The organism is Sorangium sp. So ce302, from assembly GCF_051530145.1.
Classification (GTDB): domain Bacteria; phylum Myxococcota_A; class Polyangia; order Polyangiales; family Polyangiaceae; genus Sorangium; species Sorangium cellulosum_B.
Window position 1 is genome coordinate 6,856,908 of sequence record NZ_CP150326.1, and the last position, 23,672, is coordinate 6,880,579.

General features: G+C 70.2%; 18 protein-coding genes. 12 read left to right on the plus strand and 6 right to left on the minus strand.

Annotated features, from left to right (window positions below):
- Positions 1 to 42 precede the first annotated feature (42 nt).
- Positions 43 to 1,014 carry a type 1 glutamine amidotransferase domain-containing protein gene (locus WME73_RS25800; RefSeq protein WP_437911247.1) on the minus strand — a complete coding sequence of 324 codons (972 nt, stop codon included), beginning with the start codon at positions 1,012 to 1,014 and terminating at the stop codon, positions 43 to 45.
- 45 nt (positions 1,015 to 1,059) lie between these two features.
- Positions 1,060 to 1,671: a Crp/Fnr family transcriptional regulator gene (locus WME73_RS25805; RefSeq protein WP_437849373.1), complete on the minus strand. Its 612-nt coding sequence runs from the start codon at positions 1,669 to 1,671 to the stop codon at positions 1,060 to 1,062.
- A gap of 262 nt (positions 1,672 to 1,933) precedes the next feature.
- On the opposite strand from WME73_RS25805, the gene WME73_RS25810 reads away from it, so the two are divergent.
- From WME73_RS25810 to WME73_RS25825, 4 genes are all read left to right on the plus strand, one after another.
- Positions 1,934 to 2,362, plus strand: coding sequence for a hypothetical protein (locus WME73_RS25810; protein ID WP_437911248.1), 429 nt, complete (start codon positions 1,934 to 1,936; stop codon positions 2,360 to 2,362).
- 431 nt (positions 2,363 to 2,793) lie between these two features.
- On the plus strand, positions 2,794 to 3,657 hold the full coding sequence (locus WME73_RS25815; protein WP_437739046.1) for a mechanosensitive ion channel family protein: 864 nt from the start codon (positions 2,794 to 2,796) through the stop codon (positions 3,655 to 3,657).
- Positions 3,658 to 3,792: 135 nt separating this feature from the next.
- A complete protein-coding gene (locus WME73_RS25820) occupies positions 3,793 to 4,605 on the plus strand; it encodes a mechanosensitive ion channel family protein (RefSeq protein ID WP_437911249.1) in 813 nt (270 codons plus the stop codon).
- A 91-nt stretch (positions 4,606 to 4,696) separates the two neighbouring features.
- Positions 4,697 to 5,128, plus strand: a complete 432-nt coding sequence (locus WME73_RS25825) for a nuclear transport factor 2 family protein (protein WP_437911250.1) — start codon at positions 4,697 to 4,699, stop codon at positions 5,126 to 5,128.
- 81 nt (positions 5,129 to 5,209) lie between these two features.
- Here WME73_RS25825 and WME73_RS25830 read toward each other — a convergent pair whose 3' ends face one another.
- Positions 5,210 to 5,596 (minus strand): phosphatase PAP2 family protein, encoded by a 387-nt coding sequence (locus WME73_RS25830; protein ID WP_437911251.1) that lies wholly within the window; start codon positions 5,594 to 5,596, stop codon positions 5,210 to 5,212.
- Between the two features lie 790 nt (positions 5,597 to 6,386).
- Positions 6,387 to 7,124 carry a helix-turn-helix transcriptional regulator gene (locus WME73_RS25835; protein WP_437911252.1) on the minus strand — a complete coding sequence of 246 codons (738 nt, stop codon included), beginning with the start codon at positions 7,122 to 7,124 and terminating at the stop codon, positions 6,387 to 6,389.
- Between the two features lie 101 nt (positions 7,125 to 7,225).
- Here WME73_RS25835 and WME73_RS25840 point away from each other — a divergent pair, with 101 nt between their 5' ends.
- From WME73_RS25840 to WME73_RS25860, 5 genes are all read left to right on the plus strand, one after another.
- Positions 7,226 to 8,338 carry a DNA alkylation repair protein gene (locus tag WME73_RS25840; protein WP_437739052.1) on the plus strand — a complete coding sequence of 371 codons (1,113 nt, stop codon included), beginning with the start codon at positions 7,226 to 7,228 and terminating at the stop codon, positions 8,336 to 8,338.
- A 104-nt stretch (positions 8,339 to 8,442) separates the two neighbouring features.
- Positions 8,443 to 8,811, plus strand: a complete 369-nt coding sequence (locus tag WME73_RS25845) for a hypothetical protein (RefSeq protein ID WP_437739053.1) — start codon at positions 8,443 to 8,445, stop codon at positions 8,809 to 8,811.
- A complete protein-coding gene (locus tag WME73_RS25850) occupies positions 8,808 to 12,734 on the plus strand; it encodes a hypothetical protein (protein WP_437911253.1) in 3,927 nt (1,308 codons plus the stop codon). The genes WME73_RS25845 and WME73_RS25850 overlap by 4 nt, the downstream gene beginning before the upstream one ends.
- Positions 12,735 to 12,756: 22 nt before the next feature.
- Positions 12,757 to 13,479 (plus strand): hypothetical protein, encoded by a 723-nt coding sequence (locus WME73_RS25855; RefSeq protein WP_437911254.1) that lies wholly within the window; start codon positions 12,757 to 12,759, stop codon positions 13,477 to 13,479.
- Positions 13,480 to 13,576: 97 nt separating this feature from the next.
- Positions 13,577 to 14,230: an HD domain-containing protein gene (locus WME73_RS25860; protein WP_437739056.1), complete on the plus strand. Its 654-nt coding sequence runs from the start codon at positions 13,577 to 13,579 to the stop codon at positions 14,228 to 14,230.
- Positions 14,231 to 14,242: 12 nt separating this feature from the next.
- On the opposite strand, the gene WME73_RS25865 is transcribed toward WME73_RS25860, so the two are convergent.
- Entirely contained in the window at positions 14,243 to 15,202 is a 960-nt protein-coding gene (locus WME73_RS25865) for a diacylglycerol/polyprenol kinase family protein (RefSeq protein ID WP_437739057.1), read from the minus strand.
- Between the two features lie 621 nt (positions 15,203 to 15,823).
- Between WME73_RS25865 and WME73_RS25870 the strand changes: the two genes are divergently transcribed.
- Positions 15,824 to 19,783: a M36 family metallopeptidase gene (locus tag WME73_RS25870; RefSeq protein WP_437911255.1), complete on the plus strand. Its 3,960-nt coding sequence runs from the start codon at positions 15,824 to 15,826 to the stop codon at positions 19,781 to 19,783.
- A gap of 103 nt (positions 19,784 to 19,886) precedes the next feature.
- A complete protein-coding gene (locus tag WME73_RS25875) occupies positions 19,887 to 20,546 on the plus strand; it encodes a carbonic anhydrase (RefSeq protein ID WP_437739059.1) in 660 nt (219 codons plus the stop codon).
- A 90-nt stretch (positions 20,547 to 20,636) separates the two neighbouring features.
- Here the strand turns inward: WME73_RS25875 and WME73_RS25880 are convergent, their stop codons facing one another.
- Positions 20,637 to 21,863, minus strand: a complete 1,227-nt coding sequence (locus WME73_RS25880; protein WP_437911256.1) for a cytochrome P450 — start codon at positions 21,861 to 21,863, stop codon at positions 20,637 to 20,639.
- Between the two features lie 527 nt (positions 21,864 to 22,390).
- Here WME73_RS25880 and WME73_RS25885 point away from each other — a divergent pair.
- Positions 22,391 to 23,566: a PAS domain S-box protein gene (locus tag WME73_RS25885; protein WP_437911257.1), complete on the plus strand. Its 1,176-nt coding sequence runs from the start codon at positions 22,391 to 22,393 to the stop codon at positions 23,564 to 23,566.
- Positions 23,567 to 23,672 lie beyond the last annotated feature (106 nt).

Consider the following 23,672-nt stretch of genomic DNA (forward strand, 5'->3'; position numbering starts at 1 on the left):
CGGGCCAGGGAGATCCCATGGCCCTCGCTCCGCCGAGCAGGCCTATCGATGGCCCTCGCGGGCATCGTCGGCGCAGCGGGCGCCGCGCCGGTAGTCGGCCAGGGCCTCCAGATAAAGCGCGCTGAACCGATCGGTGGAGAAGGGATTCTGGCTGGTCACGAGGTTGCAATCCCGCTGGGCGTAGGCGCTCCCGGGGAATGCGGCCTCGTGCTCGTAACCGTGATCCTCGAGCTGCTCACCGATGCCCCGGACCTGGGCGTCGGCCCCCATCACGAAGGTCTCGATATAAAACTCCTCGAACGACGAGACCGACGTCACCGTCCGACCGCTGAGCGGATGCGGCTGCCGCATGCGGGTGAGCACCGCCGGTGCGTGGCAGATGAGCCCCACGGGCTGGTGTTTCGCGCCAAAGTGAGCGAGCAGCGCGTGCAGATCCGCGTTGTCGAGCAGGTCGACCATCACGCCCTGTCCGCCGGGAACGACGATGCCGTCGAACGAGTCGGCCGCGGCGCGCGCCGCCTTCAGGCTGAGCGGCGCGCGGACCTCCGGGGCGCGCTCGACGAAGCGCTGCGCTTGCGCGCGCCGCGCTCCGTCTCCCCAGTACCGCTCGTCGAGGCTCTCCGGATCGATCGCCGGGGCGCCGCCCCCGTCGGTCGCGAACACGACCTCGTGCCCCGCGCCGGTGAGGGCCAGGTACGGTTCGTAGAACTCGCCGAGGAAGGTGCCGGTCGCGCGCTTCGAGCTGTCCGCAAGCGTCTGCTCTCGAGCGGCGCTGAGGACGAACAGGATCTTCCCTCTGGGTTTCTCTGCCACCGGGCGCTCGGGGAACACGGGGTGGAGCCTCGGCGCCGCCGCGCCGCACGCGACCAGCGCCGGGCCGGCGAGCACGACCGCGAGGCCCGCGATCAGCGCCGTCCTTCGGGCCGCGCCCCGCGGCGCTCCGCGGCGCCCCGGGCCGCGCGTGGGTTCCGTTGCTGGGCTTTCGCCGTCTCGCTTCGTTCGTTCCGTCGTCATGCGGGAGACCATGACCAGCGGAGCGAGATCGCACCTTGACCTAGGTCAAGAAGCCGCGGTCCTGGTCGCGGCGCGCTTCAGGCGGCTCAGGGCCTCGGGTGTGATGCCGAGATATGCGGCGATGTGGTAGTCGGGCACGCGGCGCGCCACGGCCCCGTGCTCTGCGAGGAACGCGCGATAGCGCTCGGCGGCCGGATCCATCAGCAGCGACGCCTCGCGGCGCACCTTCTTCAGGTACACCCGCTCGACGATCCGGCGGCTCACCCGCTCCCAGTAGATGTCGCGCTCACAGAGCTCGCTCAGCCGCGAGTAGGGCGCGACGAAGAGCTGCATCGGGGTCAGCGCCTGGATCGTCAGCCGGGCGGGTTCCCTGGTGATCAGCGCCTCCAGCACCGACATGAAGTCTGGCGCGGAGATGAACCCCTTGTTGAACTCCTTCCCATCGCTCCGCGTGTAAAACATCCTCGCGATGCCGGAGTTGACGAGCGCCACCGAGTCGCTCGCCTCGCCCGCCCGCACGAACGCCTCGCCCTTCCGCAGGCTCTTGCCGTGAAACAGGGCCGCGAAGGCGTCGAAATGCGGCGCCGGCCGGGCGTCGAGCGCGGCGACCATGCGCGCGAGCGCCGCGACCTGCTCCGCGCGCGAGAGCTGCACCATGGCAGGGGAGCCTAGCACGGCGCTCCCGGAGCGCGTCTGCCGCTCGCCCGCGCCTGCATCGTGACGGGCCGAGTCGCATGGGCTAGATCACAGATGCATGAACCATTCGGCGGTCACAGCGGTCCTTGTCGGCGCTTGCCTTCTCCCTGGCTCTGCATCGGCGCAGGCGGAAGGCGTGCCCCCGGCGGGGAGCCCTCCCCCCGTGGTGTATCCCGGGGAAGGCTGGCCCAACGTGGGGCGCCCTGGCGACCCGGTCGTGAGCGTGGGTGGCCTCTTCAGCTATACTGGCCGCGAGAACGCCGATGACGCCGTGGGCGCCGGCGTCGAGGGTAGCCTCGCGTGGTACGGACAGCGCTCGTTCGCCTGGATAGGCGCCGTTGCGCAGGCGCAGATCGTCGCCGACCGACCGGTCCACGAGAGGTTGGCGCTCGGTTTCCAGGGTGGGTTCGGCCCGGTCGGCGCCGAGCTCTCGGCGTACACCGAGGGCGCGGGCCGGTCGAACGCCCGAACGTATGGAGCGCAGATCGTGCCCTTCATCGCGATCCCCATCGCCTACGCGGGCTTTCGACTCGCCCTTCCGTTCGACGGGGGGGCTGGCGCGACGATACCTTCTTACGGCACGGAGTACGGGTTGGTCATTGGCTTGAAATTCCCGATCAACCCGAGAGCCTTTGGACATAGTCTTCATTGAGCCGGTTCACAGCCCTGTACGCCGGCCACGCCGTTCTCCGCCCATGCCGCTGGCCCGCGTCCGCTTTCCGCTCCTCGAGCGTCACCTCGGCGGCGACGAAGATCGCCTCGGCCAGCTCCTTGGCTGGACACGCCTGCCTGGCGCGCTCGCTTGCTCCCGTGCCCTTGCACGTCGGCCGCTCGATCGCCGCCGCACGCCGCGATCGGCCCCGCCGTCCGTTGCTCCTTCGCTACAACGAGGTATCCGCTCCGCGGCCGCCTGATGTCCGCAGGCCGCAGCGCTGAGGCTCGAAAATCTCGGTCACGCCCCTCGCGGAGCGGCCCGCCGGTGTGATAAGGCTGGCCGCCGGGGGCAGATCCAGCAAGGCGCGTCGCGCATGCGCCTTGCACGGGGCCCCCGCGAGCGGCGCATACGTCGCCAGGAGGCTTGAGATGGACGAGAGGGTTCAGCGGTACGTGGACATGGCAGTAGCGCTCGGGGTGAGCGTCGGCGGGAAGATCGTGGGCGCGATCCTCGTCTGGGTCATCGGCCGCATGATCGTCCGGGGGCTCCTGTCGATGATGCAGCGCAGCTCCGCGCTGAAGAAGCTCGACACGACGCTGGCTCATTACCTGGAGTCGGCGGCGTCCGTGCTGCTGAACATCCTGCTCATCATCGCCGTGCTCAGCGTCTTCGGCGTCGAGACGACCACCTTTGCCAGCCTGCTCGCCGCGATCGGCATCGCCGTCGGCATGGCGTGGTCCGGCCTCCTGTCGAACCTCGCGGCCGGCGTCTTCATGATCCTCCTGCGCCCCTTCAAGACAGGGGATTACGTGACGGCCGGCGGCGTGACGGGCACCGTCCACTCGATCGGCCTCTTCGCGACCACCCTCGATACGCCCGACAACGTCCGCACCATCGTGGGCAACAACAAGATCTTCAGCGACACGATCCAGAACTTCAGCACGAACCCGGTCCGCCGCGTCGACTGCACCGCGCAGCTCGCCCACGGCGCGGATCACGAGGCGGCGATCACGCGGCTCAAGACGCACCTCGCGCTCATCCCCAACGTCGCGAAAACCCCTGCGCCCAGCGTCGAGATCCTGGATTTCACCCTCGCCGGGCCCGTGCTGGCCGTCCGGCCCTTCTGCCACACCGATCACTACTGGGACGTCTACTTCGCCACGACCAAGATCATCCGCGAGGAGCTCGGCAAGATGGGGCTCCCGGTCCCGAGCCAGCACGTGCACATCAACCAGCTCGCGGCGGCGCCTGCCCACCGCGCCGCAGGCTCGGAGATTCACCCGACGGCCTGACGCGCTGTCGATCGCGCGTCGGCCGCGCGCGCCCTGCCCCCGCGCGCGGCCGCGCGCTGCTCGGCAGCCCTTGAGGCCGGTGGGCGGATCCTCTACGCCCGGGCGGCGCGCACGCTGTCGGCGCGCCACCGCACCATGCACCTTGAGGAACTGGTACCTTCCGCCGCCACGCTCAGGGCGCTCGCCACCGCCATCATCCTCCTCACCGCGGGTGGTCTCGCGAGCAAATGGGCGTACCGGCTCGCCGTCACGGCCCTGACCAAGACGCACCTGGATCAGGCGCTCGCGCGGTTCCTGGCGTCGATGCTCCGCTACACCGTGCTCGCGGCGACGTTCATCGCGTCGATGGAGACGGTGGGCATCCACACGACGAGCCTCGTGGCCGTGGTCGCCTCGGCGGGGCTGGCGGTGGGGCTGGCGCTGCAAGGGAGCCTGAGCAACTTCGCGAGCGGCGTCCTCATCCTCTTCTTCAAGCACTTTCAGCTCGGGGACAAGGTCGCCATCGGGAGCCACAAGGGCATCGTCGAGGACATCGGGCTCTTCAACACCACGCTGGTGTCGACGGACAACGAGAAGATCGTGATCCCGAACGCCGCGGTGACCAACGGCCCGATCGTGAACTACTCGGATCGAGGGCTTCTGCGCGGCGCCGTCACGCTCACCGTGGAAGGCCGGCTGCGCGATCTCGAGCCGGCGATGGAGGCCCTGGTGCGCGCCGGCAAGCGGGCCAGCGGCGTGGCGCGAGACCCGGCCCCCACCGTTTTCCTGACCGACATGGAGGACGGCTCGCTCGACCTCACGCTGACGGCCTGGTACAGCGCCGTGGAAGAGGACGGGAGCATGCACAACCTCCGCGTCGCGGCGCTCGATGAGCTCGACGCGGCCGGCGTCGAGCTGATGAACCGGACACAGCTCGTCCTCCACCAGCGAAGCAAGGGCCCGTCCTAGTCAGCCCGGGCGTGGGGTCGAGCGGGCGAGGCGCCGAGACGACGCCATCGAGGCCCTTGCGCCCGCGCTGGCCGGAGCGCATGGTCGCTGCATGAGCGTCGAGGAGCGCGTCGCGGCGGAACGGCTTGTCCTGGCCGCAAACGAGGCCTTTTACGAGGCGTTCCGCGCCGGGGATCACCAGGCGATGTGCCGGGTGTGGGCCGAGCGGGCGCCCGTGGCCTGCGCCCATCCCGGCATGGAGGCGCTCTCGGGGCGCGCCAGCGTGCTCGAGAGCTGGAGCCAGCTCTTGCGCCAGACCTCGCCCCTGCGCATGCGCTGCCAGGGCGCCTCGGCGCACCTCTTCGGGGACTTCGCCTTCGTCACGTGCTACGAGGCGAACGGCGACCAGCCTGCACACCTGTGCGCAACCAACGTGTTCGTCCTCGAAGACGGGCAGTGGAAGATGGTCCACCACCACGCGGGTCCGCTCTCCGCGCCGCGGCCCGAGCGGTGGGCGCCCGCTCGCTCCCGGCTCATGAACTGAGAGGCTGGCCGGGGCCGGGGAGACCCGCCATGAGGCGACGGATCTCCTGTCGATGGATCGCGCGGCTCGTCGGCGAACTCGTCAAGAAAGCGGCCGGAGGATCCTGTCGAAGACGGCGTCTCCGACGCGCTTGCCCTGACGGATCCCCTGTACTTCATCGAACCTCCAGTGGACGCCCAGGTAGATGCGGCTGACCGCGTTCTCCCAGGACGCCTCCTCGAAGCTGGAATAGCAGCGCGTGATCTCGGGGCGGACATTGCCCCGCTCGTCCGTCGTTACTCCGTTGTACTCGTCGGACATGAAGCAGAAGGGGATACGATCCGTCCCATGATAACGGGTCAACACCTGGAACATGGCAGCCCCGAAGCTCGCGTGCCCGGAGGTGTACGCCGGGAACGCTGGGGTCATGCGCGGCGGGCCCTGGTTGCTGCCAGGAGTTCCGAGGGGCGTCCACCTCCTGTCAGCCACGGTGAGCGAGTTGCCATCCCTGTCGGCCCGACGGATCGCGACGGATGGAGTACGGCTCGTACCTCGGGACGATCGAGTTCACGGCGTCGAAGATCGCCGCATGAACGATCGCGAGGGCCCGTGAGACGCGCGTCGGCCCGCGCTGGTCCCGCCCGCGTGCGCGGGAGGAGTCCTCTGCGACCGCGTCCAGAGCGACGGCGTTCCAGTCGAGGACCGCGTCCCTGTCCGGCGGATCTCCCTGCGCTTCCGGCAGGTGCGCGGACGCTGGACCTCCGAGCAGAGAGGCAGTCAGGGCAGCGAAGGAGATGGACGCCCACCTCGCGGCTGAACAGTTCATTCACGCTCCTTGGTTCGAATCCTCAAGAATGGCCATCCAACACGATGGCCCTCGATCGTCGACTGGATGGGGGGCCATCCAGCGACGAGAGGCATGCATCAACAACCTCGGCGAGCACGAAGCCCGTATCTACCCGTGCGACACCGGCCACCGCGCGCAGGCGAGCACGGCCTCAGGGGGCATGTGGGCCGTGCGCCATCGATCGCTGGTCACTGCTCGGCGGGAGATCTCTCTCTCTGCAATCGCCCGGAATCGAGCACACACCCCGTGTACCGGACGTCGCTCTTCGTTCTGGTCACTCGCCAGGATGTCGTGTGTTGTATCAAACCAAAGCTATCAGGCAGAGCCGATGCGCGCAACCATACGACACCGTGCGTCCCAGGCTCAGCTGGGTCGAACCGTGGTGGGCACAGGATCGGAGCCTGAACGGTATCCGTCCGCGTTGGCCAACATTCACGGTCGCTCGCCGAGGAGCGGTCGCCACGCGCATTCGTCCGGCAAGAGCGCCCAGATGACGTCGGCGTTCGGGCGAAACGCGATCTCCCGCAGGACGCGGGGTGTCGAGATGCGATCCATCCTGAACATTCGCGGCTCGTTCTTTCCCGTGTCCAGGGCGAGCACGTACCAGACAGGGCTCTGGATCAGGAGGCCGTGCGGCTCCACGCGTCGCCTCGACGCCCTCCCCTCGCGGTCTTGGTAGTCGAACCCGAGGCCGACGCCGGCGGAGAACGACTCCTCGAAGAGCCTCACCAGCTCTGCGGGGGGCGCCCCGGCTCCGGCGCGCACTGGCCCGCTCGCCGGATCGCCGACGATGACCCTGCGGCAGAGGGCGCGCAGCTCTCGCGCTCGTTCAGGAGGAAGGCTGCTGAGCAGCTTGGCCAGCGCGGAGCTGGCGGCGTCGCTCCACGGAAGATCGCTCGCGGCCTGAGAGAGGCGCGCGGAGAGCCAGAGCGTCACGATCTCTGCGACCGAGAGGTGCACGGCGGTGACGCCCCGGCCGGCATCGAGCCGGATCCCCCCGCCGGGGCCGGCCTCGCCCTCGATGTGGAGGCCGCGCTCCCTCAGCGTCGCGAGGTCCCTGCGCACGGTGCGGGCGCTGACCCCGAGCGCCGCGGCCAGCTCGCCGACCGTCGTCGCTCCCCGCGCGCGAAGCAGGTCGGAGAGCTCCATGACCCGGACGGCGCGCGACATATGGTGACAGAATCTGTCAGGGTCTCGCGCTAGTCAACGCCCATGTCCAACGTGGCGAACACCTGGCCAATCGGCCTCGGCGTCCTCACCGGCAGGTACCCATGGCTGACCGGCTGAAGGACCTCTTCGACGAGCGGTGCGTCCGCTCGATCGCCCGCAACCTCCGCTCGGCGCACCCTGGCCTCGACGAGCGCGGCTTCGCCCGCGACTGCCTGGCGGGCCTCTCCGATCTGGAGCTCACGGGCCGCGCCTCCCACATCGCGGACGTCATGCACCACCACCTGCCGCAGCCCTTTCCGGAGGCCGCTCGCGTGATCGTCGCCTCGCTCGGGCCCGAGCTCGATCGGAGCGACGCGTTCGGCCTCGCGCCGCTGCAGTACATGCCGCACGTTTTCTATGTGGCGAAGCGCGGTCTCGATCACTTCGAGGACGCGATGACCGCGCAAGTCGAGCTGACGAAGCGGTTCTCCGCCGAGTTCAGCATCCGCGCGTTCCTGACGAGGTACCCCGACGCGACGCTCCGCCGGCTCCGCACGTGGGCCGCCGACCCGAACGTCCATGTCCGGCGGCTCGTCTCCGAGGGGACGCGCCCACGGCTGCCGTGGGCCCCGCGGCTCCGCGCTTTCCAGCAGGATCCAGGCCCGGTCATCGAGCTGCTCGAGCTCCTGAAGGACGATCCGGAGCGCTACGTGCAGCGCTCCGTCGCGAACAACATCAATGACATCGGCAAGGACCACCCGGACATCGCGGCGAGCCTCTGCCGGCGTTGGCTCGAGGGCGCGCCGCCCGGGCGGCAATGGATCGTGCGCCACGCGCTGCGCTCGCTCGTCAAGAAGGGTGATCGCGGCGCGCTCGACGCGCTCGGCTTCGGCGCGGCGCCGAGCGTCGCGATCGCTTCGGCGTCGCTGTCCCCGCGATCGGTGAAGCTCGGCGGAGAGCTCCGCTTCTCCTTCGAGCTCGCGTCGACGGCCCCGCGCGACCAGGAGCTGATCGTCGACTGCGCCGTGCACTTCGTGAAGGCGAACGGCGCGACGCGGCCAAAGGTCTTCAAGCTGCGGAAGCTCGTCCTGCCGCCGTCGGGTCGGGCCGAGATAGCCGGCAAGGTCTCCTTCGAGGAGATGACGACCCGCCGTCACTATCCCGGTCGCCACAGCATCGATGTGATGGTCAACGGCGTGGCGCACCCGCTGGGGCAATTCGAGGTGCGCCGGTGACGCCGTCCTGACGCGCCCTCCCCGACGATCGACGGGCCTCATCCTGCGCTGGACGCGCAGGGGACGGCCGCGCGCGCTTGACCGGCTCGCATCGCTCGGCTTCCATGGTCTATCCGATGCTCCGGATCCGCGCCGCGCAAGTCGACGTCCTGACGGAGGCCACGTTCGAGCGCGGCGTCGCCGAGCACCTCCGCCGGTTCTTCCCCGATCGCTGCGCCGCCCTCGGCGACAGCGGTTTGCTCGGGTTCGTCCGCGAGGGCCTCGCCAAGGCCCGGCGGATCGGGTTCTCGCAGCCGGCGCACGCCGGCCAGTTCGTGACCTTGATGCTCGTGCTCGGCCGCGACTTCGACGTCGATCCGCTCCACCCGTGGGCGGGGGAGATCCTGCGCGATCCCGCGCTCGCGCACCCGGGCACGCGGATCAGCGCCCTCTGCAACGAGGCGTCCCGGCGCTTCGACGGAGGCGCTCCGTGAGCCAGCTGATCGGCGGCGCGCGCGATCAACTCTGGCAGGCGGTCGAGAACGGCTGGTGGCTCGCGCAGGTGGCGTACCGCCGCTGCACCCAGCACGCGACGCCGCAAATTCAGGTCCAGCACCCCCAGCTCGTCTACTGGGATGGGGGCTCGACGCCGGCGCGCGCGCAGGTCGACCTCTCGGTCGATCCGGCAGGCTTCGACGGGCAAGCGACGCTCACGTGGAACACAGGCCTCGCGCAGGTGTACGACGCGCTGGCCGGAGGCAACCAGCTCGTGTCCGGCGCGGCCGTGCACCCCAGGCACTGGAACGGCAACGTGCCCCTCTACGTGGAGCCGCTCGGCGTCGGGAAGGTCACGCTGACGTTCTCGCTCGCGGCGACCGGCACCTACTACGTCAACGCGCCCGGCACCGTCAGCGGCGACGTGAACGTGGTCCCGCTCGAGATCGAGATCAAGGCCCAGGACGGCTCGGATCCGGTTCCCTGGGTGCTCGCGCAGAACAAGCGCACCTACAAGGCCGTGCTGACGCCGGCGATCGGCGGCGGCCAGTTTGTTTGGACTGCAGACGATCCGGCGGCGCTCGCCGACATCCGCAGCGCCGGAGACACCGCCACCGTCAAGACCGCGGGGGACGGCGCCGGCGTCATGAAGCTCCGCGTGCGCTTCACGGACGGCGGCCGCAGCGTCGACACGAAGCTCAAGGTGACCATCGTCCAGCTCCGCATCAAGGACGACGACAAGCACGGTGATGCGAAGAAGCACGCCCTCCTCGGCGAGGTGGACGCGCCGCGGCGGTTCGCTGCCGTCTTCGAGCCGGCCGGGCCGGGGACGAAGTTCCACTGGAAATCGGCAGGGGCGCAGAGGTGCGGGCTCGACCACCTCACGGTGCGCACGGACGTGGCGACGATCGATCCCCGCGACACGGGCCTCGCGAAGATCCAGGTGACAGCGATGCTCGATCTCGAGCCCCGGGATCAGATGGCCACCGTCCACCACGATTTCACGATCGTGGACGTGGCCATCAAGGGCGGCGACGGTCGCGCCGCGCCGCCGGCCTCGGTGCTGCGGTACATGAGGCACACATGCAAGGCCGTCCCGAAGCCGGCGGTCGCGCTGGAGGGATACGCCTGGACTGCGGGCGGCCCGCTCGTCGTCGTGGGAGCGGGCGGCGAGGCCAGCGTCGAGCTCGCGGGGACGGCGAAGACCACCAAGGAGGCGCCGGCGTCGCTCACGCTCGCCACCACGCTCGACGGGCAGACCACGACCAAGCAGATCCAGATGGCCGTAACCGACATCTGGGTGGACCCCGAGATGACGCATGCCGCCGTCGACACGGAGCGAGGCACGACGGCCTCTCTCACGGTGCGGGGCGCGCCGGACGGGAGCCGGTTCACGTGGGAGACCGAGAGCAACGGCGCCACCATCGTCCACCCGGACGACCAGAAGAAGGTCACGATCAGCGCGACCCAGCACGGCGAGGTCGACGTCGAGATCACCTGCGCGCACGAGAACGCCATCCAGCCGCTCACGGCGACCGGGAAGATCGTCTTCGTCGGCGTCGCCATCAAGCACGAGGACGGAGCGGCGGCGGCGAAGGACTTCGTGCTCGCCGGCGCGAAGCGGAAGTACAAGGCGGTGCCGACGCTCGACGTCAAAGGGGGGACGTTCGAGTGGAATTGCGTGACCCCGGAGAGCAAGCTCACCCTCCACTCGAGCAAAGAGACGGCAACAATCACCGCGGGGCGAGAGGCTGCCGATGTCGAGACGATCGAGGTCGCCTTCAAGCTCGGCGGCAGAACCGCTCGAGCCAGGCACGACGTCACCGTCGTCAACCTCGTCATCAAGGACGGCGACGGAGAGAGCCCGGCCAACGTCCATGTCCTCACCGGGCAGCAGCGCGCATTCCGGGCCGTGCTCACCCAGCCGCTGGAAGATGGGGAGTACGCCTGGGCGAAATCGGGAGGCCCGTCCCTTTACGAGTTCGACGCCGATCGCGCGGACGCGATCGTCAGGGCCGCCGCGCAGCGCGACGGGCGCGCCACGATCAGCGTGAAATACAGCGTCGATGGTCAGGAGATCCCTGCCACGCACACCTTCAACGTGGTCGCTCTCGACATCAAGGACGCCGACGGGCAAGCGCAGCCCAGGACCTCGACGCTCAAGCACTTCAAGCAGCAGTACAAGGCCGTCCCCCGATCGGCGACGGCCCAAGGCACCTTCGTCTGGACCGGGGTCGATGGGATCTCCCTCGTCGGCGGCCAGCAGACCGACGTCGTGGAGATCGCCGGCACGCAGAAGACCGGAGAGGGCGAGACGGCTCTTCTGTCCGTCGCGTACACGCTCGATGGCCAGACCATGACCCGGCAGGTGGGGATCGCGTTCACCGACATCTCGGCGCCGCCGGTCGTCGTCGCGCTGGACCCAGAGGACGGCGGGACCGCCGAGATCGAGACCGTGGACACGCTCGGCGAGCCCGGTCACGCGTGGGACTTCTCCTCCAACCCCATCGAGGCCAGCTTCGATGGGGGGAGCAAGCAGAAGAAGATCAAGGTCAAGGCCAAGAAGCCGGGCGTGGTCGAGCTCGGCCTCACGTACACACACGCGCTCGCCATCGGCGCCCTGACGGCCAGGGGCGTGGCGGTGTTCGTGCGCGAGCGCATCAAGAGCTTCACCGCCGAGATCGACGCCGAGACGGCTGTGGCAGAGGACGCCGGCGCGGACGAGAAGAAGGCCAAGGTGCTGCTCGGGTTGGACAGCGATCCGGACGTGTGGAAGGTCGGCTGGGTGGTCGCCGAGGCCGAGGGCGCGCCCGCGCGGCTCGACGTCGCCGGCCTGCCCGCGGGCGAGGGCGAGCACACGTGGAAGCCAAAGGGCGGCGGCTACATGAAGATCGCCGACGTGCAGCCTGACGGGGATCACGGCGAGAAGAAGAGCAAGGTGCTCCTCAAGGCCCGTCCCAAGGCCGGCGACGCGGGTCCTCCAGCCGACCCAGGTCACGAGGACGACGAGGTCGTCGCGAAATACACGCTTGCCAGCAAGGGCGCGAAGGACAAGCTCGCGGTGGAGGTCCACCGTCATGGGTGCTCGGCGATCAAGTGGCACCGCAAGGGGAAGGACAACGTCGAGGAGAGCGACCGGATCGCCATTTGCGAGCACAAGGCCACACCGCAGTGGGACGGGGAGGATCGATGGACGGCGCCACCGGGCGGTGATGGCATCGGCATTCTCTCCTCCGGAGGACATCAGCACGGAGGCCGCTGCCCCGTCTGCTCCGGCGCCTCCAGCGAGAGCGCCAGCACCTCGCCACGCCATGTCTGGCACCACGTCCCCGGCAGCGCGCGCGCGCTCGCCAAGGCCCGCGCGCTCGCGGACGCCGTGCGCCGCTTCGCCCGCGACACGGACGACAAGGACGCGGATTACGTTGGGTTCCTCACGGACGCGCTGCTCGACTACGTCCGGCCCCTGAAGAGGGGTAGTACGACGAAGCGGGTCAACAAGGGCAAGATGCTCGGGGTCCTTGTCGGCAAGGACGGGACGGGTGGCGACGTCTGGCTCTACGCGCTCTCCGGGGATTGGACGGCCGACGGCGGCTGGTCCGGCCCCATCGGCCTCGGCGGCAACATCAAGAAACAGCGGACCGTCAGCAACTTCGACGGCACCACCACGACCTACGTGAAGACCCAGGCGCCGTTCAACACCGAGGCGATGACGGATGGCTGGGGAAAGCTCGGCCGGTGCGCCGCGCAGGTCCTTCTGAGGAACGCCATCGGCCGCGGCCTCAAGGACATCGAGCTCGCCGAGGTGTGGCTCGACGTCAAAAAGGATCTGGGCACATCGGGCTTCCAGCACCAGCACGAGATCGGATCCTGCGAGCAGTGCCGCCGCTGCCTGGGGCGGCTCCTCTGCGAGGTGGGCGCCTGACCCGCAGGCACGGAGAACGTTCATGAACCTCGTCGACCGTTGCATCGAGTTCTGCACATCGCTCGATCCCGATTTCAGCCGCGCCCTCCGCGGCTCGACCCTGGATCAGATCGCCGAGCTCACCCGGGCGATGGGCCGGCCGCCGAGCGCGGTGCACCTCGCCTTCCTCGAGCGCATGGGCGAAGACACGGGTGCGTTGAAGCTCGGCCTCTACGCCACCTCCCCGCGCGAGATGATCGAGCGGCGCCCGGACATGCTCGAGGACATCCCGGAGGGCGTGGAGCCGTTCGCCGTGCCCATCGGCGACGACGAGGAGGACATCTTCCTGCTCGGCGGCGACGATCCCGAGGTCGTGCGCCACGACGGCGCGCCCCTCGACGACGAGGGGCGGCTCGATCTCTCGCGGACCGAGCCCGTCGCGGGCTCGCTGTCGGAGCTGATCTGCCTGCCCGTCCTCAACGCGCGCCTCGCCACCCGGCTCCCTTTGCAGGCGATGTACACCGAGCGGGAGCTGCGCCCGGACACGCTGGCACGCTGCCGCTGGCTGGCCGGCCTGTTCGGGTTCGAGCCGTACTGGTTCTCCAATGCCCACACCTTCGCGGGGAAGCGAGGCTCGTTGATCCTTGTCGCCAAGCAAGCGCCGGAGTTCTATCTCTCCGTCGGCCTCGCCGGGAGCGACGAGGCCGACTGGGGGGTCGTGTCGCGCACCCTGCAAAGGGAGCTGGAGCTCGATCCCTATCGGTGACGTGACCCGTTGAAGGCGAAGGGGCAGGTGCCCATGAGAGTGCGGGCGCCGCGCAGAGCCGTTGCGCGGGTCGGGGTCCGCGTCTATGAGGCGGGAGATGAAGGACTGGGAAGCGCTCTTCGCAAAGAAGCTCGAGGAGACCGACCTCGGCAAGGATCCGGCCCATGATCTGGCGCACTTCGCGAGGGTGGTCGCCACGGCCAAGGCGCTCGCGGCGGACGAAGGGGCAAGGCTCGAGATCGTCGTCCCCGCGGCGTGGCTGCACGATCTCGTCAACGTCCCCAAGAACGACCCCAGGCGCTCCCAGGCGTCGCGGCTCTCCGCGGAGGAGGCGCTCTGCTTCCTGCGGAGCGTGGAGTACCCCGAGGCGTTCCTCCCCGACATCGCCCACGCCATCGAGAGCCACAGCTACAGCGCGGGGATCGAGCCGACGACCCTCGAGGCCAGGGTGGTCCAGGACGCCGACCGCCTCGACGGCCTGGGCGCGATCGGGATCGCCCGCTGCTTCGCCGTGGGCGGCCTGCTCGGCGTGCGGTTCTACGATCCCGGGGATCCGTTCGCCGAGCGGAGGCCGTGGGACGACCGGGTGAACGCGATCGACCACTTCCACGTGAAGCTGTTCAAGACCGCCGAGAGCCTCACGACGGCGGCAGGGCGCCGCGAGGGCGCGCGACGCGCGGAGTTCATGAGACAGTACCTCGCTCGCCTCGCGCTGGAGATCGGCGGCGAGATGGCGCCTGACGTTATCTGACGTCAACTGACGTCAGCCCGCGCCGGCGACCGTCACCGCGGCCGCCACGGCGACCGGGATCGTGAAGTTGTCGTCCATCCGCGTGGAGAACAGCTCGGTCGCCGCCCCGGCCAGGCCCGCGACGGCGGCCAGGAGGAGCCGCGAGGAGAGCGACGCCGGGCCGAGCGCCCACATCACGACGAGGGCGCTCAGCGCGCCCGCCGCGAAGAAGGCGAGCGTGCCCTCCAGCGAGCGGCCGTCGCGCAGCCGCGTGCGGCCGAAGCGGCGGCCGATGAGCGCCGCCGCCGGGTCGGCCACCGCCAGCACCACCACGGCGAGCGACTGGCTCAGCCGCGTCCCGAACAGCGCCAGCAAGAAGAGCGCTGTCACGTACCAGGTGGACGAGTTCACCCGGTAGCGCTCGTGCGGGTGCGCCACGAGCCGGAAGACCCCCATCAGCCGCTCGTTGACCCGCTCGCTGACCCGGCGGGCGATCTCCATCGACCACACCGCCACAACGAACGCGCCGCTCGCGGCCACGAGCCAGCCGCGCTCCGGCAGGAGCTGGATCAGCCCGAGCACCGAGAGCCCCGAGCCCACGTGCCACAGGCTGCGCACATGGTTCGTCGGCCTGACGCTCGGCGGCGCGGCGACCACGCCGCGCAGCGTCAGCAGCAGCGACTCGTAGGCAGGCTGCACCTCTCGCTGGAACGCAATCCACGCCGCCTTGGGCGAGGGTGTCCCGGTCGGGGTCGCCCGCTCGACCGCCGCGAGCAGCACGCGGAGCCGCTCGCGGAGCCGCTCGAGCCTGCCCCCGGCATCGTCGCGCTCGGCCGCCACGACGAGCTCGCGGAGCCGCGACGCCACCCGTTCGACCCGGGCGCGAACCTCGGGTTCGTCGTGGAAGACGAAGACGGCGGGATCGACCTGACGCAACAGTACGCAGAGCTCTTCGGAGACGAGCTTGGTCTCGACGTGCAAGGCGTGGATCACGTTGGGTTTTGCGAAGATAATCCCCGGGGGTCGGGCGCCATGTCAGCGCTTCGTCATACTGGCACCCCGCGCGTGAGCTGGCTCGCGGCGCCAGCCCTGCATGAGTCCGCAGTCCGCACATCACGAGCTCGCACCCCACGAGCCGGCGCTGCACGACGCGCCGCGCGAGTCCGCACCCCACGAGCCGGCGCTGCACGACGCGCCGCGCGAGCCGACCAGAGGCCGTCCAGGTCCCGGAGCGGATCGCGGGCGCGACAACCACCCTCCTGCCCACCCCGCGGCGACCGAGGGAGCCGCTCGGCTCGCCTCGCGAGGACGCATGACACGGCAATTCATGGATTCATGCAATGCGCCAGCAAGGATTGCTTCTCTATTCCATTCTGGTCTCGGCGCCGCGTGACTCGCGCTCTGCGGAGCGCCCGGACGAAATCGCATGAGAGGCGCCTTACGACGCCGGACAGAGCGAGAGCCGTCGCGCTTTCCCTGCGCGCACGCTGGGGCTAGGTTGCCTCGCGCCGCGGATTCGACGGGTGGGCGCGAGGCGCCCGGGGAGGAAGCGCGCGGCCTACCCGCGCGCGGCCGGTCATGCGTCGTCCCGTCGGAGTCGGAGAATCGAGGAACATGAAGGTCTCAGTTCGGTACACCGCGCTATCGCTCGCGCTGCTCGCAGGCCCCATCGCCCATGCGCGGGAGCGCCCGAACTACGACGCATACTTCAAGGCTCCACCCGCGCCGCCCGTCCGCGCGGCGCGCCGCGCGCGCGTCATCGACGTCGACGAGCGCGCGCCGGGCGCCGTCGTGGCGTCGACCGATCCGCAGCGCGGGGTGCCGACCTTCGTGTGGGCGACGTCCCCGGGCCACCGGCCGCCGGCCGCGACCCACGCGACGCCCGAGGCCGCAGCCCGGTGGTATGTGCAGCGGTACGCGCGCCTCTACGGTCTTCCGCAGGCCGCGCTCGATACGGCCGTGGTGCGCCACGTCCACGACACCGGGCGCGGCGGCATCGTCGTGACGCTGGGCCAGGACGTCGACGGGATCCCGGTCTTCCGGAGCGGGCTCAAGGTGCTCATGAAGCGCGACCTCGGGCTCGTCGCCCTCGCGGGCAACCTCCACGCGTCGGCCGTCCCCCTGGCGCCCGGCGCCGCCTCGCCGGCGGCCGGCTCGCTCCGCGGCCGGGCGTTCTCCGGCTCGCCGGCGCAGGCGGTCGTCCGCGCCCTGCGCGACGCGCACCGCATCGACATCAAGACGGCCGACCTCCGCGAGCTCGGCGAGGCGAAGGGCGGGTATCGGCTCTTCGACATCGCGGACACCGATCACGCGCGCCAGCGCGCCGGGAGCCTGCGCTTCACGCAGCCGGCGCGGGTCAGGAAGGTGCTCTTTCCGCTGCCCGACCGGCTCGTCGCCGGCTACTTCGTCGAGCTCGTCTCGGGCGACGCCGGCGGCACGAGCTCCGCGGCGTACGCCTGGGTGTTCGGGGCCAGCGACGGGCAGATGCTCTCCCGGGAGAACCTCTCCCACGCCGCGTTCGATTACCGGGTCTGGGCGGAGGAAGGGGGCGATCACAGACCGCTCGACGGCCCCCTCGCGGATCTCTCGCCGCACCCGACCGGGCGGCCCGACGGCCAGGTCCCTCGGTTCGTCGCGCCGAGCCTCATCTCCATCGATGGCTTCAACACGAACCTCGACGGCGGGGCCGATCCGTGGCTCCCGGCCGACGCGACCTCGACCCGCGGCAACAACGTCGACGCCTACGCGGACCACAACGCGCCCGACGGGTTCTCCAGCGGCGATACGCGCGCGGCGCTCTCGGGGCCGGGCTCGTTCGATCACATCTATGACCCGCTCGCCGAGCCGCTCGCCACGCCCGAGCAGACCATGGCGGCCGTCACCCAGATCTTCTACGTCACGAACTGGCTCCATGACTGGTACTACGACTCCGGCTTCACCGAGGCCGCGGGCAACGCCCAGCGCGACAACCTCGGTCGGGGCGGCCTGGGCGGCGATCCGCTCCTCGCGGAGGCGCAGGACGACGCGACCGGCGGCAGCCGCGACAACGCGAACATGGACGCGACGTACGACGGAGCGTCGCCCCGGATGCAGATGTACCTGTGGTCCGGGCCGGATCAGCGCTCGCTGAGCGTCACGCCGCAGAACGCCAGCTACGCGTCGAACACCGCCCTGTTCGGGCCCCAGCGCTACGAGGTGACCGGCGAGCTCGCCCTCGCCCAGGACGGCGCCGAGCCCCGCGGCGACGCGTGCGGGCCGATCACGAGCGACGTGGCCGGCAAGATCGCCCTCGTCGACCGGGGCGGGTGCACCTTCGGCGAGAAGGCGCAGAGCGCGCAGGCGGCGGGCGCCATCGGCGTGATCATCGCCAACAACCGCGAGAGCGATGGGGCCCCGCGGCTGTCCGGCGAGGCCCCCGAGGTGACGACCCCCGCCCAGAGCGTCTCGCACGAGGACGGCAGCGCGCTCAAGGCGGCGCTCGCCGCCTCGGACGCGCCGCTCACGGTCACCATGACCCGCGAGCCCGGCGTCGAGCGCGACGGAACGATCGACAACAGCATCGTGGCGCACGAGTGGGGCCATTACATCCACCTCCGTCAGGTCGCGTGCGGCACGAAGATGTGCGGCGCGCAGAGCGAGGGGTGGGGCGACTTCATCGCCCTGCACATGGCGCTGCGCGACGGCGACGACCTCGACGGCGCCTTCCCGCTCTCGAGCTACGGGAGCGCGGCGCTCGGCGACAGCTACTTCGGCATCCGCCGCGCCCCCTACTCCGTCGACTTCACGAGGAACGGGCTGACGTTCAAGCACATCTCGGAGGGCGCCCGCCTCCCCGACCACCCGCTCAACTCGTCGTTCTCCGACAACTCCGAGGAGCACAACGCGGGAGAGGTCTGGGCGAGCATGCTGTTCGAGGCCTACGTCGGGCTGATCCGGCACGGCAGCGGCCTGACCCCGCCGCGCGCGTTCGAGCAGACCCGGCGGCGGATGAGCGATTACGTGGTGGCCGGCATGCAGCTCGCGCCGGTGAGCCCGACGTACACCGAGCAGCGCGACGCCCTCCTCGCCGCCGCGCTCGCCAGCGATCAGGGCGACTTCCTCGCGCTGGCGGAGGCGTTCGCCCGGCGCGGCGCCGGCACGTGCGCCGTGTCCCCGCGCGCCGACTCGCACGATTTCTCCGGCGTCGTGGAGAGCTTCAGCGTCCAGCCCGAGATCTCGCTGGTCCGGGCGGAGCTCGACGACAGCGCCGGCTCCTGCGACCGCGACGGGCTGCTCGACGCGGAGGAGTCCGGCACGATCGCGATCGAGATCGTCAATCGCGGCGCGGCGCCCCTGACCGGGGCGGTGGCGTCCATCGAGGTGCCTTCCGCCGGGGTGACGTTCCCGGACGGCGCGCGCGCGTCGTTCGGCGACATCGCGCCGTTCGCGACCGGGACCGCGACCGTGGCGGTGAAGCTCGACCGGACCGTGGCGCCCGCCGAGGACCTCGAGCTCAGCCTGACGCTGAAGAGCGCCGCGGCGTGCACGCCGGTGCGGGTCCAGGCCCTGGTGCGCCGCGTGAACTTCGACGAGCTGCCGGGGTCCTCGGCGGTCGACGACGTGGAGGCGCAGAGCACGACCTGGCGCGTCGAGGGGCTCTCCAGCGAGCTCGTCTGGTCGCGCGCCGAGGGGACCGCGCCGAACCGCGTGTGGCGCGGCGTCAACCTCGGGAGCGTGTCCGACACGGCGCTGGTGTCGCCGGCCCTGGAGGTCAGCGAGTCCGAGCGCTTCGTGCTGACGTTCGCGCACCGGCACCAGTTCGAGACGAGCGACGAGACGTTCTGGGATGGCGCGGTGGTCGAGATCAGCGCCGACGGCGGCGCGACATGGCGGGACATCGGGAGTCGCGCGCAGCCCGGCTACAGCGGGAGGGTCACCGTCGAGTCGGGCAATCCGCTGGGCAGGCGGAGGGCCTTCGTCGGCCAGAGCCCCTCGTGGCCCGAGGTCGACCACGTGGCGATCGACCTGGGGACCGCGTTCGCCGGGAAGACGGTGCAGGTGCGGTTCCGCGTCGGCACGGACGCGGCCGCGGGCGACGCCGGCTGGGAGCTCGACGACATCGGGTTCGCGGGCCTGAAGAACAAGCCGTTCGCGACGGTGGTCGAGGACACCGCCTCCTGCCAGGGCGGGCCCGTGGCCGACGCGGGGGCGGATCAGGCGGTCGCGCTCGGCGAGCTCGTGACGCTCGACGCCTCGGGGAGCTCGGACCCCGAGGAGGACGCGCTGACGTTCTCCTGGGTGCAGACGGCGGGGCCCGCGGTCGAGCTGACCGGCGAGGGCGCGCGGGCGACCTTCGTGGCGCCCGAGGTCGCCGCGGCGACGACCCTGGCGTTCGAGGTGACGGTCAGCGACGGGATCCTGGAGGCGACCGACCAGGTCAGCGTCGTGGTCGATCCGGCGAAGGAGCAGCGGGTCGAGGGATGCGGATGCGCGATCCCGGGGGGAGCGCCGCGCGAGCCGCTGAGCGCGCTCGGGGCCGCCGCGGCGCTCGCGGCGCTCGCGGTTCGGCGGCGGCGCAGCGGTGGGGCTGGGTGAGCCGTGAGCCCGCGGACCGCGGATGGATAACGCGGATAACATGTGAGGTGGAATATTCACCCATTGACGCCCGCGGCCTGGTCCCCCAGGGTGGCCGCTCAGCATGGGATTCAGCAACGCTCCGCCCGCCCTGCCCGTCGTGCCGGCCGATCAGGCGCTTGAACGCCTGATCGAGGGCAACCGGCGCTTCGTGGACAACATCCGCGGCGAGCACGTCGTGATGGGGCAGCGGGCGCGGGCCGCGCTCGTGGACGGGCAGCAGCCCTTCGCCATCATCCTCAGCTGCTCGGACTCGCGGGCGCCGGCGGAGCTCATCTTCGACCAGGGGCTCGGGGACCTGTTCGTCATCCGGGTCGCGGGCAACGTGGTGGCGCCCTCGCTCGTGGGCAGCGTGGAGTTCGCCGCCGCCGCCTTCGGGACCCGCCTTGCCGTGGTGATGGGCCACTCGCGTTGCGGCGCCATCGACGCCACGCTGAGCGAGCTGCTCCACGAGGACAACGGCGGCCCCCTCACCGACAACATCCGCGATATCGTCGAGCGCTGCCGAGCTCCCGTCGAGACGGTGGTGAGCGCCGCCGGCCGCCACGCCGACAGGAACTTTCTCCTGCGCGAGGCGATGCGCGCCAACGTGCGCAACTCGTGCGATCACCTCCGGCACGGCAGCCGGCTTCTCGAGCGGCTGTGCACCGAGGAAGGCATGCTGATCGTGGGCGCCGAGTACGCCCTCGAGACCGGCAAGGTGACGTTCCTTCCGCGCGTGTGACGAGCTGCGGCGTTTCGTGCGCCTCACTCGCCTGCCTGGCGGCTGAGCCCGTATCCCACGAATCTGCACCCCCGCGCTAGCGATCCGAGATCAGGATTTGGCGCGGCTCCGGCGCAGGACGAGCGGGAGCGACTCGAACCCGAGCGGCATCATCGCCCGCGTCTGCCGCAGCGGAGGCACCTCGCCGGGCGTGATGGACTCATAGCAGTCGAGGAGCGCGTTCAGGGCGATGCGCGCCTCCATCCGCGCCAGCGCCGCGCCGATGCAGAAATGGGTCCCCTGCCCGAACGCCAGGTGCTCCACCGGAGGCCGGTCGAGCCGGAACGCGTCCGGCTCCTCGAAGACGGCGGGATCGCGGTTCGCCGCGCCGAACACGACGTCGACCAGGTGCCCGGCCGGTATCATCACGCCGCTCACGTCCACCGGCCGCGTGGCGACGCGCAAGAGGCGCTGCACCGGGCTCGAATGGCGCAGCGTCTCCTCGATGATCGGCTCCACCAGACTCCGATCCTGCTGCGCGCGCCGGTAGAGCTCGGGCCGCTCGGACAGGAGGTGCGCCATGTTGCCGATGAGGTTCGTCGTGGTGTCGTTGCCGGCGACGAGCAGGCCGACGCAGAAGCCGACCGCCTCGGGCGTGTCGAGGCGCGCGCCGTCGATCTCGGCCTCGACCAGCGCCGAGATGAGATCGCCGGACGGCGCGCGCCGTCGCGCCTCGAGCTCCGCCGCGAAGAAGTCGACCATCGCCTTACCGCGGCTCGCGCGCTCCTCCGCCGGTATACCGCTGTAGGACATCACGGACTCGGACCAGCTCCGAAATTGCACATAGCGCTCCGCCGGGATACCGAGCAGGGTGGCGATCACCATCATCGGCAGGGGCATCGCGTAGGCGCCCATGACGTCTGACGGCCCGTCGCCCGTCGCTTCGAGCAGCGAGGCGGCGAGGCGGCCAATCCACGGCTCGAGCTCTGCGATGCGCCGCGGCGTGAACGAACGGCTGACGAGCCTGCGGAGGTGGGTGTGCCGGGGCGGATCGTCGTGCAGCAGCGTGATCCGCGGCAGAACACGGATCTTGTCCGTGACGTTCGACGAGAACGTCTGGGGATCCCGCAGCGCGGCGAGCACCTCCGCGTGGCGCAGGAGCGCGTAGGCACGGATTGGCTCGCCGAGGCCCGCGGCGCCGCCCGAGGGCACGCGCGCATAGAGCACCGGAGATTGCCCGCGCAGCCCGTGGTACGCGGGGTAAGGATCGGCTATCACCGAAGGCGCGGAGAGGTCGATCTGCTCGGGCGAGGGGCGCGGGGCGGTCTCGGTTTCCATGTCAAGCTCAGCGCGGCGCAGCCGCGCTGCCGGACAGCACATCCAAGCGGTTCGTGGAAGTCAAGTCCTTTCCCCTGACGTGATGACAGCATAGGTGTGACCCCATGGAACTCCGGGCGGCGTCCGCTCGATCACCGTCATGAGGAGCGCAGTCTTCGCATCTCGTCCGACCCCCCTCGCCTCGCGGCGTTCCGGGCCGAACGGATTGAACAGCATCCTGGACACCGATCACGATCACACATCGGGAATGGCCTTAGCGCGAGTTCCGGATCTACCCGGCCTCAGCCGGAGATGTGCGGCTTGTAATCTCGCAATGCAAGCTGGAACCCTCGTTGGGATCGAAGCGTTTGCACATCTCCGAGCGCTCTCGCCATCGCGCTCGCGGGTCCTGGGAGGGGTGAGTCTGCTGATGCCGATTCTTGGTCAATGACATGCGCGATCCACGGCCCCTACGAATGAGGTGAGCACAGGTAGGAGGCCTGAATCGGGCTTGGGGGAGGGCAACGTTCGTCATGACACAGCATTACATGAGTTCACGCGACACGTGGGAGGCAGCCTATCTCTACTCCCCCGAGGCGCTGTTCGTAGCGAATGTCGACGGCACGCTGTCGCACTTTAGCGAGTCATTCGGCCACACGGTCGGGCACGCGGCCACGCCGGGGACGGCGTTCTTCCAGCTCTTCCACGACGACGACCGGGAGGCGGCCCGGGCGAAGTGGTCCGGGCTTCTGGAGGCGACCGGGGCCGTCGAGCTCCGCGGGCGGGTGATGACGGCCGGAAACGTGTATGCGTCCTTCTCCTGCGTGCTGCGCAGAGCGCCGCACGGCCAGGCGGTCTACGGCTCGCTGCACGCGACGTCCGGCGCCGACGATCACCCCGCCCCCGAGCCCGGGAAGGGAGAGGCCGCGGACATGCTCCGCGCCCTCTCCGAGAACCTCCCCGTCATCGTCTGGTCGTGCGACGCGGAGGGGGTCATCACCCGCCACGACGGGAGGGGGCTCGCGGGGCTCGGCCTCAAGCGGGGGCAGCTCGTCGGGACGAACGTCTTCGACGTCTATGCCAACGCCCCCGAAGGTACGGAGAACGTGAGGCGGGCGCTCCGCGGGTCTCCCATCCATTCGATGAGCCACGTCCCCGCCAACAATTCGTTCTGGGAGAACTGGATGGTGCCGATCCAGAGTCCGCTCGGGAGCGTGGAGTCCGTGATCGGGCTCTCGCTCGATGTCTCCGAGGCGAAGAGAGCGGAAGAGGAGCTCCGGCTACGGCTGTTGCAGATCCAGAAGCAGCAGGAGGTCATCGGCAAGCTCTCGACGCCCATCATCCAGGTCTGGGACGGGGTGGTCGCGCTGCCCATGGTCGGTGTCGTCGACAGCGTGAGGACCGCCGACGTCATGCAGAATTTGCTCGACGAGATCGTCCGCACCAACGCGCGGTATGCCATCCTGGATCTCACGGGCGTCGAGATGGTGGACACGCAGGTCGCGAATCACCTGATCAAGCTCGTGAACGCCATCCGGCTCCTCGGCGCGGACGGGATCATCTGCGGCATCAGGCCATCGGTCGCGCAGACGATCGTCGAGCTGGGCCTCGATCTGAACAGCATGGTGACGCGGTCGAACCTGCGGGCTGGAATCATGTTCTGCATCAACCAGATGCGCCAGCTCGCGTCGACGTCGGCGACGAACGGCTCCTCGGGCCGCTGACCCGCGGCCCCTCCCCTTCTGCTCGCGCGGCTCGCGCGGCGCCGGCGTCCGGCATCGTCGATCCGGGAAGCACCGCCAGCACCCCCGGCGGCGCGCGCGTTCGAGG

Excerpts from the sequence above, each read along its gene's own strand:
- WME73_RS25800 (WP_437911247.1), bottom strand. The coding sequence starts at position 1,014 with ATGACGACGGAACGAACGAAGCGAGACGGCGAAAGCCCAGCAACGGAA.
- WME73_RS25805 (WP_437849373.1), bottom strand. The coding sequence starts at position 1,671 with ATGGTGCAGCTCTCGCGCGCGGAGCAGGTCGCGGCGCTCGCGCGCATG.
- WME73_RS25815 (WP_437739046.1), top strand. The coding sequence starts at position 2,794 with ATGGACGAGAGGGTTCAGCGGTACGTGGACATGGCAGTAGCGCTCGGG.
- WME73_RS25820 (WP_437911249.1), top strand. The coding sequence starts at position 3,793 with ATGCACCTTGAGGAACTGGTACCTTCCGCCGCCACGCTCAGGGCGCTC.
- WME73_RS25825 (WP_437911250.1), top strand. The coding sequence starts at position 4,697 with ATGAGCGTCGAGGAGCGCGTCGCGGCGGAACGGCTTGTCCTGGCCGCA.
- WME73_RS25835 (WP_437911252.1), bottom strand. The coding sequence starts at position 7,124 with ATGTCGCGCGCCGTCCGGGTCATGGAGCTCTCCGACCTGCTTCGCGCG.
- WME73_RS25840 (WP_437739052.1), top strand. The coding sequence starts at position 7,226 with ATGGCTGACCGGCTGAAGGACCTCTTCGACGAGCGGTGCGTCCGCTCG.
- WME73_RS25845 (WP_437739053.1), top strand. The coding sequence starts at position 8,443 with ATGGTCTATCCGATGCTCCGGATCCGCGCCGCGCAAGTCGACGTCCTG.
- WME73_RS25855 (WP_437911254.1), top strand. The coding sequence starts at position 12,757 with ATGAACCTCGTCGACCGTTGCATCGAGTTCTGCACATCGCTCGATCCC.
- WME73_RS25860 (WP_437739056.1), top strand. The coding sequence starts at position 13,577 with ATGAAGGACTGGGAAGCGCTCTTCGCAAAGAAGCTCGAGGAGACCGAC.
- WME73_RS25870 (WP_437911255.1), top strand. The coding sequence starts at position 15,824 with ATGAAGGTCTCAGTTCGGTACACCGCGCTATCGCTCGCGCTGCTCGCA.
- WME73_RS25875 (WP_437739059.1), top strand. The coding sequence starts at position 19,887 with ATGGGATTCAGCAACGCTCCGCCCGCCCTGCCCGTCGTGCCGGCCGAT.
- WME73_RS25880 (WP_437911256.1), bottom strand. The coding sequence starts at position 21,863 with ATGGAAACCGAGACCGCCCCGCGCCCCTCGCCCGAGCAGATCGACCTC.
- WME73_RS25885 (WP_437911257.1), top strand. The coding sequence starts at position 22,391 with ATGAGTTCACGCGACACGTGGGAGGCAGCCTATCTCTACTCCCCCGAG.